This window comes from Pseudomonas sp. 20P_3.2_Bac5 (assembly GCF_025466035.1).
Classification (GTDB): Bacteria; Pseudomonadota; Gammaproteobacteria; order Pseudomonadales; family Pseudomonadaceae; genus Aquipseudomonas.
In genome coordinates this window covers 177,901-190,551 of record NZ_JANLOA010000130.1, presented here as the reverse complement: position 1 = coordinate 190,551, position 12,651 = coordinate 177,901, and the positions used below count along the sequence as shown (strand labels likewise).

12 protein-coding genes are annotated in these 12,651 nt (G+C 62.3%); 3 read left to right on the top strand and 9 right to left on the bottom strand.

Annotation, left to right across the window (positions count from 1 at the left end):
• Positions 1-6 precede the first annotated feature (6 nt).
• The 5 genes from pstB to NTD88_RS25665 form a co-directional block, all read right to left on the bottom strand.
• Positions 7-840, bottom strand: coding sequence for a phosphate ABC transporter ATP-binding protein PstB (pstB, locus tag NTD88_RS25685; RefSeq protein WP_095158926.1), 834 nt, complete (start codon positions 838-840; stop codon positions 7-9).
• A gap of 85 nt (positions 841-925) precedes the next feature.
• Positions 926-2,596 (bottom strand): phosphate ABC transporter permease PstA, encoded by a 1,671-nt coding sequence (pstA, locus tag NTD88_RS25680; RefSeq protein WP_095158925.1) that lies wholly within the window; start codon positions 2,594-2,596, stop codon positions 926-928.
• Positions 2,597-2,613: 17 nt separating this feature from the next.
• On the bottom strand, positions 2,614-4,902 hold the full coding sequence (locus NTD88_RS25675) for an ABC transporter permease subunit (protein ID WP_095158924.1): 2,289 nt from the start codon (positions 4,900-4,902) through the stop codon (positions 2,614-2,616).
• Between the two features lie 138 nt (positions 4,903-5,040).
• Positions 5,041-6,039: a phosphate ABC transporter substrate-binding protein PstS gene (locus NTD88_RS25670; RefSeq protein WP_095158923.1), complete on the bottom strand. Its 999-nt coding sequence runs from the start codon at positions 6,037-6,039 to the stop codon at positions 5,041-5,043.
• A 163-nt stretch (positions 6,040-6,202) separates the two neighbouring features.
• Positions 6,203-7,492, bottom strand: a complete 1,290-nt coding sequence (locus tag NTD88_RS25665; protein ID WP_095158922.1) for an MFS transporter — start codon at positions 7,490-7,492, stop codon at positions 6,203-6,205.
• 363 nt (positions 7,493-7,855) lie between these two features.
• Here NTD88_RS25665 and NTD88_RS25660 point away from each other — a divergent pair, with 363 nt between their 5' ends.
• Together NTD88_RS25660 and NTD88_RS25655 are read left to right on the top strand one after the other, a co-directional pair.
• Positions 7,856-8,257 (top strand): acyl-CoA thioesterase, encoded by a 402-nt coding sequence (locus NTD88_RS25660; protein WP_009402429.1) that lies wholly within the window; start codon positions 7,856-7,858, stop codon positions 8,255-8,257.
• A 71-nt stretch (positions 8,258-8,328) separates the two neighbouring features.
• The gene (locus tag NTD88_RS25655) at positions 8,329-9,225 is read left to right on the top strand and encodes a D-hexose-6-phosphate mutarotase (protein ID WP_262156510.1); all 897 of its coding nucleotides are present in this window, start codon (positions 8,329-8,331) and stop codon (positions 9,223-9,225) included.
• Positions 9,226-9,244: 19 nt separating this feature from the next.
• Here NTD88_RS25655 and NTD88_RS25650 read toward each other — a convergent pair whose 3' ends face one another.
• The 4 genes from NTD88_RS25650 to purE all read right to left on the bottom strand — a co-directional run bounded on the left by NTD88_RS25650 (position 9,245) and on the right by purE (position 11,750).
• Positions 9,245-9,778 carry a DUF3299 domain-containing protein gene (locus NTD88_RS25650; RefSeq protein ID WP_256587854.1) on the bottom strand — a complete coding sequence of 178 codons (534 nt, stop codon included), beginning with the start codon at positions 9,776-9,778 and terminating at the stop codon, positions 9,245-9,247.
• A 51-nt stretch (positions 9,779-9,829) separates the two neighbouring features.
• Entirely contained in the window at positions 9,830-10,075 is a 246-nt protein-coding gene (locus NTD88_RS25645; RefSeq protein WP_095158919.1) for a GlsB/YeaQ/YmgE family stress response membrane protein, read from the bottom strand.
• Between the two features lie 90 nt (positions 10,076-10,165).
• Positions 10,166-11,248: a 5-(carboxyamino)imidazole ribonucleotide synthase gene (locus tag NTD88_RS25640; protein ID WP_095158918.1), complete on the bottom strand. Its 1,083-nt coding sequence runs from the start codon at positions 11,246-11,248 to the stop codon at positions 10,166-10,168.
• 10 nt (positions 11,249-11,258) lie between these two features.
• Positions 11,259-11,750 carry a 5-(carboxyamino)imidazole ribonucleotide mutase gene (gene purE / locus NTD88_RS25635; protein ID WP_065758113.1) on the bottom strand — a complete coding sequence of 164 codons (492 nt, stop codon included), beginning with the start codon at positions 11,748-11,750 and terminating at the stop codon, positions 11,259-11,261.
• Between the two features lie 254 nt (positions 11,751-12,004).
• On the opposite strand from purE, the gene NTD88_RS25630 reads away from it, so the two are divergent.
• Positions 12,005-12,646, top strand: a complete 642-nt coding sequence (locus NTD88_RS25630) for a hypothetical protein (RefSeq protein WP_262156509.1) — start codon at positions 12,005-12,007, stop codon at positions 12,644-12,646.
• The last annotated feature ends 5 nt before the right edge of the window (positions 12,647-12,651 follow it).

Here is a 12,651-nt window from a genome sequence, read left to right as displayed (position 1 = left end):
GCGCGACTAGCCGTAGCGACCGGTGATGTAGTCTTCGGTCTGCTTCTTCGCCGGGTTGGTGAACAGGGTATCGGTATCACCGAATTCGACCAGTTTGCCCATGTACATGAACGCGGTGTAGTCCGAAACCCGGGCCGCCTGCTGCATGTTGTGGGTCACGATGACGATGGTGTACTTGGACTTCAGCTCATAGATCAGCTCTTCGACCTTCAGGGTGGAGATCGGGTCCAGTGCCGAGCAAGGCTCGTCGAGCAGCAGGACTTCCGGTTCCACGGCGATGGTACGGGCGATCACCAGACGCTGCTGCTGACCACCGGACAGGCCGAGGGCCGAGTCGTGCAGGCGGTCTTTCACTTCTTCCCACAGCGCCGCGCCTTTCAGTGCCCATTCGACGGCTTCGTCGAGCACGCGCTTCTTGTTGATGCCCTGGATGCGCAGGCCGTAGACCACGTTTTCATAGATGGTCTTGGGGAACGGGTTCGGCTTCTGGAACACCATGCCGACGCGACGGCGCAGCTCGGCGACGTCTTCGCCCTTGCGGTAGATGTTGTTACCGTAGAGGTTGATCGCGCCCTCGACGCGGCAGCCGTCGACCAGATCGTTCATCCGGTTGAAGGTCCGCAGCAGGGTGGATTTACCGCAGCCGGACGGGCCAATGAAGGCGGTCACGCGCTGTTTGGGGATGTTCATGCTGACGTCGAACAGGGCTTGTTTCTCGCCGTAGAACAGGCTCAGGCCGGGCACTTCGATGGCCACGGTTTCTTCCGCCAGACGCAGGCTCTGTTTGTCGCGACCCAAGGCCGACATATCGATGCCGTGGGTGTGGGGTTCATGCTGCATGGTCAGACTCCATACGCTATCAATTTCGTTTCATCGAACCGCCCGGCACACGGCGCGGGCGGCACTTGCAAAAAGACGGTGACGATCAGTGATCCAGCGCTTTGTACTTCTCGCGCAGGTGGTTACGGATCCAGACCGCCGACAGGTTCAGCGTGGCGATGACCAGCACCAGCAGCAGCGCGGTGGCGTACACCAGCGGACGCGCGGCCTCGACGTTCGGGCTCTGGAAGCCGACGTCATAGATGTGGAAGCCCAGGTGCATGATCTTCTGGTCCAGGTGCAGGTACGGGTAGTTGCCGTCCACCGGCAGCGACGGCGCCAGTTTCACCACACCCACCAGCATCAGCGGCGCCACTTCACCGGCGGCACGGGCCACCGCGAGGATCATGCCGGTCATCATCGCCGGGCTGGCCATCGGCAGGACGATCTTCCACAGCGTCTCGGCCTTGGTTGCGCCGAGGGCCAGAGAGCCTTCACGCACGGTCCGCGGGATCCGCGCCAGACCTTCTTCGGTGGCAACGATCACCACCGGTACCGCCAGCAGTGCCAGGGTCAGCGAAGCCCAGAGCAGGCCCGGCGTACCGAGGGTTGGCGCCGGCAGCGATTCGGGGAAGAACAGCCGGTCAAGCGAGCCACCCAGCACGTAGACGAAGAAGCCCAGGCCGAACACGCCGTAGACGATCGCCGGAACACCGGCCAGGTTGTTCACCGCGATGCGGATCAGCCGGGTGATGGGTCCCTGACGAGCGTATTCACGCAGGTAGACCGCTGCCAGCACGCCGAATGGCGTCACGATCACGGCCATGATCAGAGTCATCATCACCGTACCGAAAATGGCCGGGAAGATACCGCCTTCAGTGTTGGCTTCACGCGGGTCGTCGCTGAGGAATTCCCAGACCTTGGCGAAGTACACGCCCAGCTTGGTGAACAGGCCCATGCCGTTCGGCTGGTAGGCGTGCACCACCTTGCTCAGGTTGATCTCGACTTCACGGCCGTTGCCGTCACGCGCTACCAGGCTGTCGCGAGCGAAATCCTGGTGCAGGGTGCCCAGACGCTCTTCGATGGCCTTGTAACGGTTGTTCAGCTCGGCACGCTCGGACTCGATGTCGGCCTGGGCGGCGGCGTCCAGCTTGCCTTCCAGCTCCAGCTTGCGGCCGTGAAGGCGCAGGCGCTCAAGGCCGTGGTTGATGGCACCGATGTCTTTCTTCTCAAGACTTTGCAGGTCGCGGGCCAGCTTCTCCGAGCGGGCCAGACGGTTCTGCAGTTCGGTCCAGGCAGCCTGGCCTTCGCCGACCACCTTGCCGTTTTCCTTGACGCTGACCAGGTAGCCGTAGAAGTTGCCCCACTCGCGGCGTTCCAGGGCGATCATCTCGGCGGGACGCTGTTCGTCGGTCAGCCATTCACCCACAACCCAGGTGAAGTCGCTGCCGTTGAGGTCACGGTTACCGACCTTGATCAGTTCGCGGGTCATGAATTCCGGGCCGACGTCAGGTACCGGCAAGCCGGCACCTTTCAGACGGGCACGTGGTACTTCTTCCTTTTGCACCACTTCGCCCACTACCACGTGCGCGGGCTGGCCCGGCACGGTGTAGTTGGCCTGGACCAGGTCGGCGGGCCAGAAATGGCCCAGACCACGTACAGCGATGACCGAGAGCAGACCGATGGTCATGATGACCGCGATGGCCACCGAGCCACCGCTTATCCAGACACCGGGGGCGCCGCTCTTGAACCAGCTTTTGAGGGAATCCTTTTTCACGGATCTCTACCTTCCTATCAAAGCGACGAGTATTTCTTGCGCAGACGCTGGCGAATCAGCTCGGCCAAGGTGTTCATCACGAACGTGAACATCAGCAGCACCAGCGCGGCAAGGAACAGGACGCGGTAGTGGCTGCCGCCGACTTCCGATTCGGGCATTTCCACGGCGACGTTGGCTGCCAGGGTGCGCATACCTTCGAACAGGTTCAGCTCCATGACCGGGGTGTTGCCGGTGGCCATCAGCACGATCATGGTTTCGCCTACCGCACGACCCATACCGATCATCAGTGCCGAGAAGATACCCGGGCTGGCGGTCAGGATGACTACGCGGGTCAGGGTCTGCCACGGCGTGGCGCCCAGCGCCAGCGAACCCAGGGTCAGGCTGCGCGGCACGCTGAATACGGCGTCCTCGGCGATCGAGTAGATGTTCGGGATAACCGCGAAGCCCATGGCGATACCCACTACCAGGGCGTTGCGCTGGTCGTAGGTGATGCCCAGGTCGTTGGTGATCCACAGGCGCATGTCACCGCCGAAGAACCAGGTCTCCAGGAACGGACTCATGTACAGGGCGAACCAGCCGGTGAAGAGGATTACCGGGATCAGGATGGCAGCTTCCCAACCGTCCGGTACTCGCAGGCGGATCGACTCGGGCAGGCGGCTCCAGGAGAAGCCGGCGACCAGGATACCCAGCGGCAGCAGCATCAGCAGACTGAACACGCCCGGCAAGTGGCCTTCAAGGTACGGCGCGAGGAACAGACCCGCGAAGAAGCCGAGAATCACCGTCGGCATCGCCTCCATCAACTCGATCACCGGCTTGACCTTGCGGCGCATGCCCGGTGCCATGAAGTAGGCGGTGTAGATCGCTGCGGCGATGGCCAGCGGTGCAGCCAGGATCATCGCGTAGAACGCGGCCTTGAGCGTACCGAAGGTCAGCGGCGAGAGGCTCAGCTTGGGTTCGAAGTCGGTGTTCGAGGCGGTCGACTGCCAGACATACTTCGGCTCGTCGTAGTTCTCGTACCAGACCTTGCTCCACAGCGCGCTCCAGGAAACTTCCGGGTGCGGGTTCTTCAAGGTCAGCGGCAGCAGCTTGCCACCTTCTTCGATGATCACGCGGTTGGCCCGCGGCGACAGTGCCAGCACGCCAGCGCCTTCAGCGGCCGGCTCGACCAGCAGGGTGCGGTGCGCGGTGCTGTGGAACACACCCAGCTTGCCGTTGGCGTCCAGGGCGATGAAGCCCTTGCGGCGCTCTTCGGCGTCGATCTGCACGATCGGCGCGTTGTCCATCTTGAAGTCGCGGATGCGTTTGAAACGCTGCTCGCCGTCTGGATCGCGCGCCATGAACCACTGGCTCAGACCGCCTTTGGAGTCTCCGAGAATCAGCGAGATACCACCGACCAACTGGGTGCTGGCGGTGATTTCGGCATTACCGTCTTCAAGCAGCTTGTAGCGACCGTTGAGGCTCTTCTCACGCAGGCTGAACACGTCGGCCTGAGCGCGACCATTAATGACGTAGAGCCACTGCTGGCGTGGATCGATGAAGATCGCCTTCACCGGCTCGGTCATCTGCGGCAGCTCGATACGGCTCTGCTCGCTGGTGACTTCGCCCGTCATCATGTTTTCTGTACGGCTGAGCGACAGCACCTGCAGGTGAGCGCCTGCGGAACCGGCCAGCAACAGCGTGTCGCCGTTGTGGTTCAGGCTCACGTGTTCAACGGCACGGCCCTGGTCGTCCAGCGCGACAGGCTCCTGGCCATACGGGAAGTCGACGGCAGGGGTGATGGTTTTCTTGTTGTCCGGGTAGGTGATCTTGTAGCTGTGGCTGAAGACCATCACCTGACCATTGGACAGGCCCAGCACGATCAGCGGGCTGCCCGGCTGGTCGGAACCGATCGAGGTCACCTGCACGCCTGCCGGCAGTGGCAGGTCGACGCGTTTGAGCTCGGCACCGGTCTTGGTGTCGAAGAACAGCGCCTGGCCCTTGTCGGAGACACGCATCCCCACCAGGTTCTGCTCTTCCAGGGCGATCATCAGCGGTTTGCCGGCGTCCTGTTGCAGCCAGGTCGGCTCCAGCGCTTTCTTGCTGGTCAGCGTCGCACCCTGGAACAGCGGCACGACCACGTAGGCCAGATAGAAGAAAATCAGGGTGATTGCCGCCAGCACGGCAAGCCCGCCCACCAGGACATACCAGCGGGTGAGGCGATCCTTGAAGGCGCGCAGGCGACGTTTGCGTTGCAACTCGGGCGTATTGAAATCAATCCGCACGGGGGGAGAATTTTGGGTCATGGTGGAGTTGGCCAGATCATTCATGCGCACACCCTAGCGGTCCCGTATGACAAAAACATTACAGTGCAGTGACGCAAAAAAGCCCGCCGCGCAGAGGTCCTGGCAGCGGACTGACAATTTGCGGCAGGGCTCGGCATCCTCCGAACCCTGCCTGAGTCACACTCAGTTCTTCGCGACGCCCGCGGTCTGGCTCAGACCGAGGTCAGCCAAGGCTTTCTCAGCCACTTTGGCTGGCAGCGGGATGTAGCCGTCTTTCACCACGACCTGCTGGCCTGCCTGGGACAGAACCAGCTTCACGAACTCGGCTTCCAGCGGGGCCAGAGGCTTGTTCGGGGCCTTGTTGACGTAGACGTACAGGAAGCGGGACAGCGGGTAGGTGCCGTTCAGGGCATTGGCTTCGTTGTCTTCAACGAACTCGCCGCCTTCTTTCTTGGCCAGGGCGACGGTCTTGACGCTAGCGGTCTTGTAGCCGATACCCGAGTAACCGATGCCGTTCAGCGAGGAGCTGATCGACTGAACGACCGAAGCGGAGCCTGGTTGTTCGTTGACGTTCGGCTTGAAGTCGCCTTTGCACAGGGCTTCTTCCTTGAAGTAGCCGTAGGTGCCGGATACCGAGTTACGGCCGAACAGCTGAACTGGCTTGTTGGCTAGGTCACCGGTCACGCCCAGGTCGCCCCAGGTTTTGACGTCGGCTTTGCCGCCGCACAGACGGGTCGACGAGAAGATCGCGTCAACCTGAGCCATGGTCAGGCCTTTGATCGGGTTGTCCTTGTGGACGAACACAGCCAGGGCGTCAACGGCGACCGGGATAGCGGTCGGCTTGTAGCCGTACTTCTGCTCGAAAGCCTGCAGCTCGACGTCCTTCATCTTGCGGCTCATCGGGCCCAGGTTAGCGGTGCCTTCGGTCAGCGCGGGTGGCGCGGTGGAGGAGCCGGCGGCCTGAATCTGAATGTTTACGTTCGGATATTCCTTCTTGTACGCCTCGGCCCACAGCGTCATCAGGTTGGCGAGGGTATCGGAACCAACGCTGGAGAGGTTGCCCGACACACCGGTGGTCTTGGTGTAGGTCGGAATAGCTGGGTCAACAGCGGCAACCGCATTGGCGGTGGCAACGCCAGCGGCGACAAAGGTCAGGGCCGCCATCAAACGCTTCAGTTTCATGCCTTGCTCCTAGCAGGAATTCGGGGGTGAGATGGATCGGGCCCAAGTATCTGCAGGCCGTGTGACTACTCTATGAATCGATTGTGACAATTAGATGAAAGGCCATCACCCCAATCGGGTGATGGCCTTTTCAGAATGTTGCGAAGGGCGAGCTAGAGGGGGTTCAGCGCTTGGTTGCCAACAAATAAAGCCCGACCAGCAGACCAATGGTGCAGATACCGGCGACATACAGCGCCGGGGCCATGGGGCTGAACTTGAGCAGCGCGGTCACGGCCATCGGGGTCAGGCCGCCGAAGATGGCGTAGGCGACGTTGTAGGAAAACGATAGGCCGCTGAAGCGCACCACCGGCGGGAAGGCGCGGACCATTACGAACGGCACCGCACCGACGATGCCTACGCACAAGCCGGTCAGGGCGTACATCGGGAACAGCAGGTCTTTGTGGTCGGCGAGGGTGTGGTAGAAGGTCCACGAGGTGATCAACAAGGCCAGGCTCCCCGCGACGAAGATGCGGCCCGCGCCGAAACGGTCGACCAGCTTGCCGGCGCCGATACAGCCGAGGGTCAGGAAGACGATCGCCAGGCTGTTGGCCTGCAAGGCCACGGTCGGGGTGAAGCCGTAGACGGTCTGCAGGATGGTTGGGGTCATAAGAATCACGACGATGATGCCGGCCGACAGCAGCCAGGTCAGCAGCATCGACAGCACGATGGCTCCGCGGTGGTCACGCAGCACCGCGCGCAGCGGCACTTCCTCGGCCAGCGCCTTGCGCTGCTGAAGTTCGGCGAACACCGGGGTTTCGTGCAGCCAACGGCGCAGGTACACCGAGAACAGGCCGAACACGCCGCCGAGCAGGAACGGGATCCGCCAAGCGTAATCGGCCACTTCCGTCGGGGTGTAGACGGTGTTGATGAGCGTGGCGACCAGCGAGCCAAGCAGGATGCCCGCCGTCAGGCCGGCCGTCAGGGTGCCGCAGGCGAAACCGGTATTGCGCGCCGGCACATGCTCGGAGACGAACACCCAGGCGCCGGGGACTTCACCACCAATCGCCGCGCCCTGAATCACCCGCATCAGCAACAGCAGAATGGGCGCCGCCATGCCGATCTGCGCGTAGGTTGGCAGCAGGCCCATGATCAGGGTCGGCACCGCCATCAGGAAGATGCTCAGGGTGAACATCTTCTTGCGCCCGAGCAGGTCGCCGAAGTGGGCCATGACGATGCCGCCCAGCGGCCGCGCCAGATAGCCCGCGGCGAAGATGCCGAAGGTCTGCATCAGGCGCAGCCATTCGGGCATGTCCGGTGGGAAGAACAACTTGCCGACCACCGTGGCGAAGAACACGAAGATGATGAAGTCGTAGAATTCCAGCGCACCGCCCAGGGCGGAAAGCGACAGGGTCTTGTAGTCACTGCGGGTCAGCGGCCGGGCGGGCTGCTCGATACTGGAGGGCACGGAGGTCATTGAGGCTTCTCTTATTGGCGGTTCAGACCTGATAGCACGGTTGTAACAGGCCTGAAATGAACTCAGCACGATAACAAATTGTCCGAAAGCGACACAGATCTACATATTCCCCGCAGATAATGGTGACCGCATGGTCGTCGGTGCTTGCGAGGCTCTATATACTGGCCCCTCGTAGAAACAGGTTGCGCCCAAGGTGGGATATTGTGCGAAAACGCTGCCAAGTATGCTTGGTCGGTTTCGCAGAGTTTCCCTTCGCCGCCCTTCGAAGCGTAAGCAGCGTGGTATGAGTCTGCTGAATCGTTTTTCGCGGCATCCGATACTGCGTCAACCAACGAAGCGACACGGGTCAGAGGCACCCCCGGCATGATTGAACTCGAACAAGAAGATCCCATCCCGCAAGGCGACCTGGCCTTGCAGATCACCGCACTCCCGCGGGAAACCAACGGTTTCGGCGATATTTTCGGCGGCTGGCTGGTAGCCCAGATGGACCTCGCCGGCACGGCCATGGCCAGCCGCGTCGCCGGCGGTCGCGTCGCTACCGTCGCCATCGACCGCATGGCATTCCTGGTGCCGGTTGCCGTTGGTGCGCAATTGTCCTTCTATACCCAGACCCTGGAAATCGGCCGCAGCTCGATCCAGATGATGGTCGAAGTGTGGAGCGATGATCCGCTGTCCAGCGAATGGCGCAAGGTCACCGAGGCGGTCTTCGTGTTCGTCGCCATCGACGGCAGCGGCCGCACCCGTTCGGTCCCACCTCGTCGCTGACCCGGGTGCGCGGTAAACTCGTCGATCTGTGAAAGGTCAAAGACCTTACGGCACCTCAACGAGATCAGCGCATGTCCACACCCAAGGTCGAATCGGAACAACACGGCGAACTCAATTGCTGGCGCATCACCAGCGACAGCGCCGAGCTGCTGGTGGCCCAGCAGGGCGCGCAGGTGCTGAGTTATCAGCGTCTGGGCGAACCGCCTCTGCTCTGGCTCAGCGATCAGGCCCTGTTCACGCGCGGCAAGTCGGTGCGCGCTGGCGTGCCGGTGTGCTGGCCGTGGTTCGGCAACCTGCAGCGCAATCCCGAAGCGGTCCGCAACCAGTTCAACGGCAGCGATGCGCCGGCCCACGGCCTGGCACGCGGGCGCGACTGGCAATTGCTTGGCATCGACAGCAGCGGCGACAGCGTGCAACTGGCGTTCACCCTGCCGGAAAGCCAGGGCGACCTGCCCGGCTGGCCCCATCAGGTCGAACTCACCCTGTCCATCGTGATGGATGAGCAACTGACGCTGAACCTTACCAGCACCAACCTGGGCAACGACCACGTCACCCTCAGCCAGGCGCTGCACAGTTATTTCGCCGTCAGCGATGTGCGTTCGGTCCGGGTGGAAGGTGTGAATGGTCTGAGCTACATCGAGACCCTGGCCGACTGGGAGCAACGCAGCCAACCTGCGGACCTGACCTTCAGCGGCGAGACAGACCGTATCTACCTCAACACCCCTTCCCTTCTGAGCATCGTCGATCCGGCGTGGAACCGGCGTATCCGCCTGAGCTGCTCCGGCTCGCGCTCGGCGGTGATCTGGAACCCGTGGACCGAGCGCGCCGCGCAGCTCGCGGACATGGCCGACGACGGCTGGCAGCGCATGCTCTGCATCGAGACCGCGAACGTCTGGGACGATCTGGTGGAACTGGCACCCGGCGCCAGCCATACCCTGGGTCTGAGCATCGCCAGCGAAACTCTCTGACAACCCGCGGACCCGTGTCTTACAGGTCCGCGTCCTCCACCACGCGTACCTTTCCGGCGTCCATGGCGTAGGCGGCGTCGGCCAGGTCATTGTTGACCTTTTCGACTTTCAAGGTGCCGCTGACCCACAGCGGGGTGTAGATGTCGTCCAGCTTCACGCCCTTGGGATAGCGCACCAGCACCAATTGATTCGGTGGCGGCGGCGGGACATGGATGCAGGCGCCCGGATAGGGGACGAGGAAGAACAGCGTGCTGTTGCCCTTGGCATCGGACTCCAGCGGCACCGGGTAACCGCCAATACGGATCGACTTGCCGTTCATCGCCGCGACGGTCTTCGTCGAGTACATCACCGCGGGCAGGCCCTTGCTCTGCTTCAAGCCACCTTTATCGGTGAAGGTGCCTTGAGCTTCAGGTGAGTCGTGGTCGATTTCTGGCATCTCTTCCAGCGCTTTCTGATCCGACTTCGGCATCAGTTCCAGCCAATCGGTTTCAGGCAGTTCGGCCCGGGCGAGAGTGCTGCACAGCAGCAGCGGAATGAGGAATAACGCACGCATGAAAAATGCTCGGCAACCGTCGGAGAAGTTGCCGAGCATTCTATCCCGCCATCAGCTTTTTTTGATGAATCCGTAGATCACCAGAAGAATGATCGCGCCCACCAGTGCCCCCAGGAAACCGGCCGCCTGGCCTGCCTGGTAAATCCCCAGCGCCTGGCCACCGTAGGTCGCGGCCAACGAGCCGGCGATACCGAGGAGGATGGTCATGATCCAGCCCATGCTGTCGTCGCCGGGCTTGAGAAAGCGCGCCAGCAAGCCAACGATGAGGCCGATGAAGATGGTTCCGATGATTCCCATGGCATTCCCTCTGATGTGAGTGCACTGCCAAAGCCTAGTCAGCGCTTTGGCGTCCTGCCATCAGAGGGGTGCCGAACGGAGAGGTTCAGTTCAACCCGCGATCAGCGCTTCGACCTGCTGGATCTTCTGCTCCAGGGTGGCCATGTCGGCGCAGCGCAGGGTGGCGTGGCCGACCTTGCGTCCGACCTTGAACGCCTTGCCGTAGTGGTGCAGGTGGCAGTCGTCAATGGCAACCACTTTATCCACAGACGGCACTTCGCCGATGAAGTTGAGCATGGCGCTTTCGCCGACCTTGCCGGTCGGGCCCAGCGGCAGGCCGGCAACGGCACGCAAGTGGTTCTCGAACTGGCTGCACTCGGCGCCTTCGATGGTCCAGTGCCCGGAGTTGTGGACCCGCGGCGCGATTTCGTTGGCTTTCAGGCCGCCATCGACTTCAAAGAATTCGAAGGCCAGAACGCCGACGTAATCGAGCTGCTCAAGCACGCGGCTCGCATAGTCTTCGGCCAGGGACTGCAGCGGGTGATCGCTGCTGGCCACCGACAGGCGCAGGATGCCGCTTTCGTGGGTGTTGTGGACCAGCGGGTAGAAGCGGGTTTCGCCATCCCGTGCACGCACGGCGACCAGCGAAACTTCACCGGTGAACGGTACGAAACCTTCCAGCAGGCACGGCACGCTGCCCAGCTCGGCGAACGTGCCGATCACGTCGGCTGGCGTGCGCAGCACTTTCTGGCCCTTGCCGTCGTAACCCAGGGTGCGGGTTTTCAATACGGCTGGCAGACCGATGCTGGCCACGGCGTTTTCCAGGTCGGCTTGCGACTGGATATCGGCGAAGGCCGGGGTCGGGATGCCCAGGTCCTTGAACATGCTCTTCTCGAACCAGCGGTCGCGAGCGATGCGCAGGGCTTCGGCGCTCGGGTAGACCGGCACGAATTGCGACAGGAACGCCACGGTCTCGGCCGGAACGCTTTCGAACTCGAAGGTCACCAGATCGACTTCATCGGCCAGTTGGCGCAGATGATCCTGGTCGCCGTAGTCGGCACGCAGGTGCTCGCCCAGTGGCGCGGCGCAGGCGTCTGGCGCCGGGTCGAGGAAGGCGAAGTTCATGCCCAGCGGAGTGCCCGCCAGAGCCAGCATGCGGCCGAGCTGGCCGCCACCGATTACACCGATTTTCATGCGTGTGACCTCAGGCCTGGCGTGGATCTGGGTTGTCCAGAACGCTGTCTGTCTGTTCTGCGCGGAACTGCTTGAGCACGGCGTGGAACTGCGGGTGCTTGGCCCCCAGGATGCTCGCCGAGAGCAGTGCTGCGTTGATCGCGCCAGCCTTGCCGATTGCCAGGGTCGCCACCGGAATGCCGGCGGGCATCTGAACGATCGACAGCAGCGAATCGACACCGGACAGCATCGACGACTGCACCGGTACGCCCAGCACGGGCAGGTGAGTCTTGGCGGCGCACATGCCTGGCAAGTGGGCAGCGCCACCCGCTCCGGCGATGATCACCTCGATGCCACGGCCTTCGGCCTCTTCAGCGTACTGGAACAGCAGGTCCGGAGTGCGGTGGGCGGAAACCACCTTCACTTCGTAGGGAATGCCGAGTTTTTCCAGCATATCGGCGGTGTGGCTAAGGGTGGACCAATCGGACTTGGAGCCCATGATCACGCCAACCAGTGCACTCATCGTCGAGCCTCTCCTGTAAGCGTCTTCCGACGCACCAAAAGCAACGAGCCACGCGGGAAGACCGGCGTGGCTCGTCATACGGATTCTGAATCGACCGACTGGTCGAAGGCGCGGGATTATAGCGCAATGAGGAGCAAAGCGCCCAGCCCTGTCGCGATGTCCGGCCATTGCCCCGCTGCTGGGCTTCCAGATGCTCTGGCCCCGGAGGCTGGCGGTACGGTGGGTCACCGCACATCAACGTCACGGATGACCTCATGCACAACTCGCTGTTTCCCGCCCTGCCACTGGCAATCACCCTGACGCTCAACGCGCCGCTCGCCAGTGCCGAAGCCACCCCAACGCTGACGATCTGGGTCTTTCCCCACGATGAGCTGTCTGAACTTTCAGACGAACAGCTACAAAAAGACTACTTCGAGGCCTGGATGGACGAGATACGCCTGATCGCTCGCCTCCCGGTCGCCCTGCGCTTCACGCGGCGTATTCCCGGCCTGACCGACATCACGTACCAAGGGCTGGACGCCTCCGCCACGCTGTCGGAATGGGCCGACGCTGCCTCGGTCTGGCGGCGCCAACAGCCCAGCCCGGAAGACGTCACCGACAACAAGTACCTGCTGCTGACCCGCAATGAACTGGAACGCCATGGCAACGACAGCATTTTTGGCATGGCCTACCAGACGGGCCATTCCGCGATTGCCTCGCTGGGCACCTACGCCACGGTGGGGCATGAACTGGGCCATACGCTGAGCGCCACCCACGAGCAGTCCTATGTCAGCTTCAATGGCTGGTTCTGCGAAACCTATATGTTCCCCAACCGATTTGGCCTTCGCTCGAACTGTTATCGCTACTCCGATGAGAACCGGGAGAACATCGCCAATTACCTGAAACGGCTGCGCTGATGACG

Excerpts from the sequence above, each read along its gene's own strand:
- NTD88_RS25630 (WP_262156509.1), top strand. The coding sequence starts at position 12,005 with ATGCACAACTCGCTGTTTCCCGCCCTGCCACTGGCAATCACCCTGACG.
- pstB (WP_095158926.1), bottom strand. The coding sequence starts at position 840 with ATGCAGCATGAACCCCACACCCACGGCATCGATATGTCGGCCTTGGGT.
- NTD88_RS25665 (WP_095158922.1), bottom strand. The coding sequence starts at position 7,492 with ATGACCTCCGTGCCCTCCAGTATCGAGCAGCCCGCCCGGCCGCTGACC.
- purE (WP_065758113.1), bottom strand. The coding sequence starts at position 11,750 with ATGAGTGCACTGGTTGGCGTGATCATGGGCTCCAAGTCCGATTGGTCC.
- NTD88_RS25675 (WP_095158924.1), bottom strand. The coding sequence starts at position 4,902 with ATGAATGATCTGGCCAACTCCACCATGACCCAAAATTCTCCCCCCGTG.
- NTD88_RS25670 (WP_095158923.1), bottom strand. The coding sequence starts at position 6,039 with ATGAAACTGAAGCGTTTGATGGCGGCCCTGACCTTTGTCGCCGCTGGC.
- NTD88_RS25655 (WP_262156510.1), top strand. The coding sequence starts at position 8,329 with ATGTCCACACCCAAGGTCGAATCGGAACAACACGGCGAACTCAATTGC.
- NTD88_RS25640 (WP_095158918.1), bottom strand. The coding sequence starts at position 11,248 with ATGAAAATCGGTGTAATCGGTGGCGGCCAGCTCGGCCGCATGCTGGCT.
- NTD88_RS25650 (WP_256587854.1), bottom strand. The coding sequence starts at position 9,778 with ATGCGTGCGTTATTCCTCATTCCGCTGCTGCTGTGCAGCACTCTCGCC.
- NTD88_RS25660 (WP_009402429.1), top strand. The coding sequence starts at position 7,856 with ATGATTGAACTCGAACAAGAAGATCCCATCCCGCAAGGCGACCTGGCC.
- NTD88_RS25645 (WP_095158919.1), bottom strand. The coding sequence starts at position 10,075 with ATGGGAATCATCGGAACCATCTTCATCGGCCTCATCGTTGGCTTGCTG.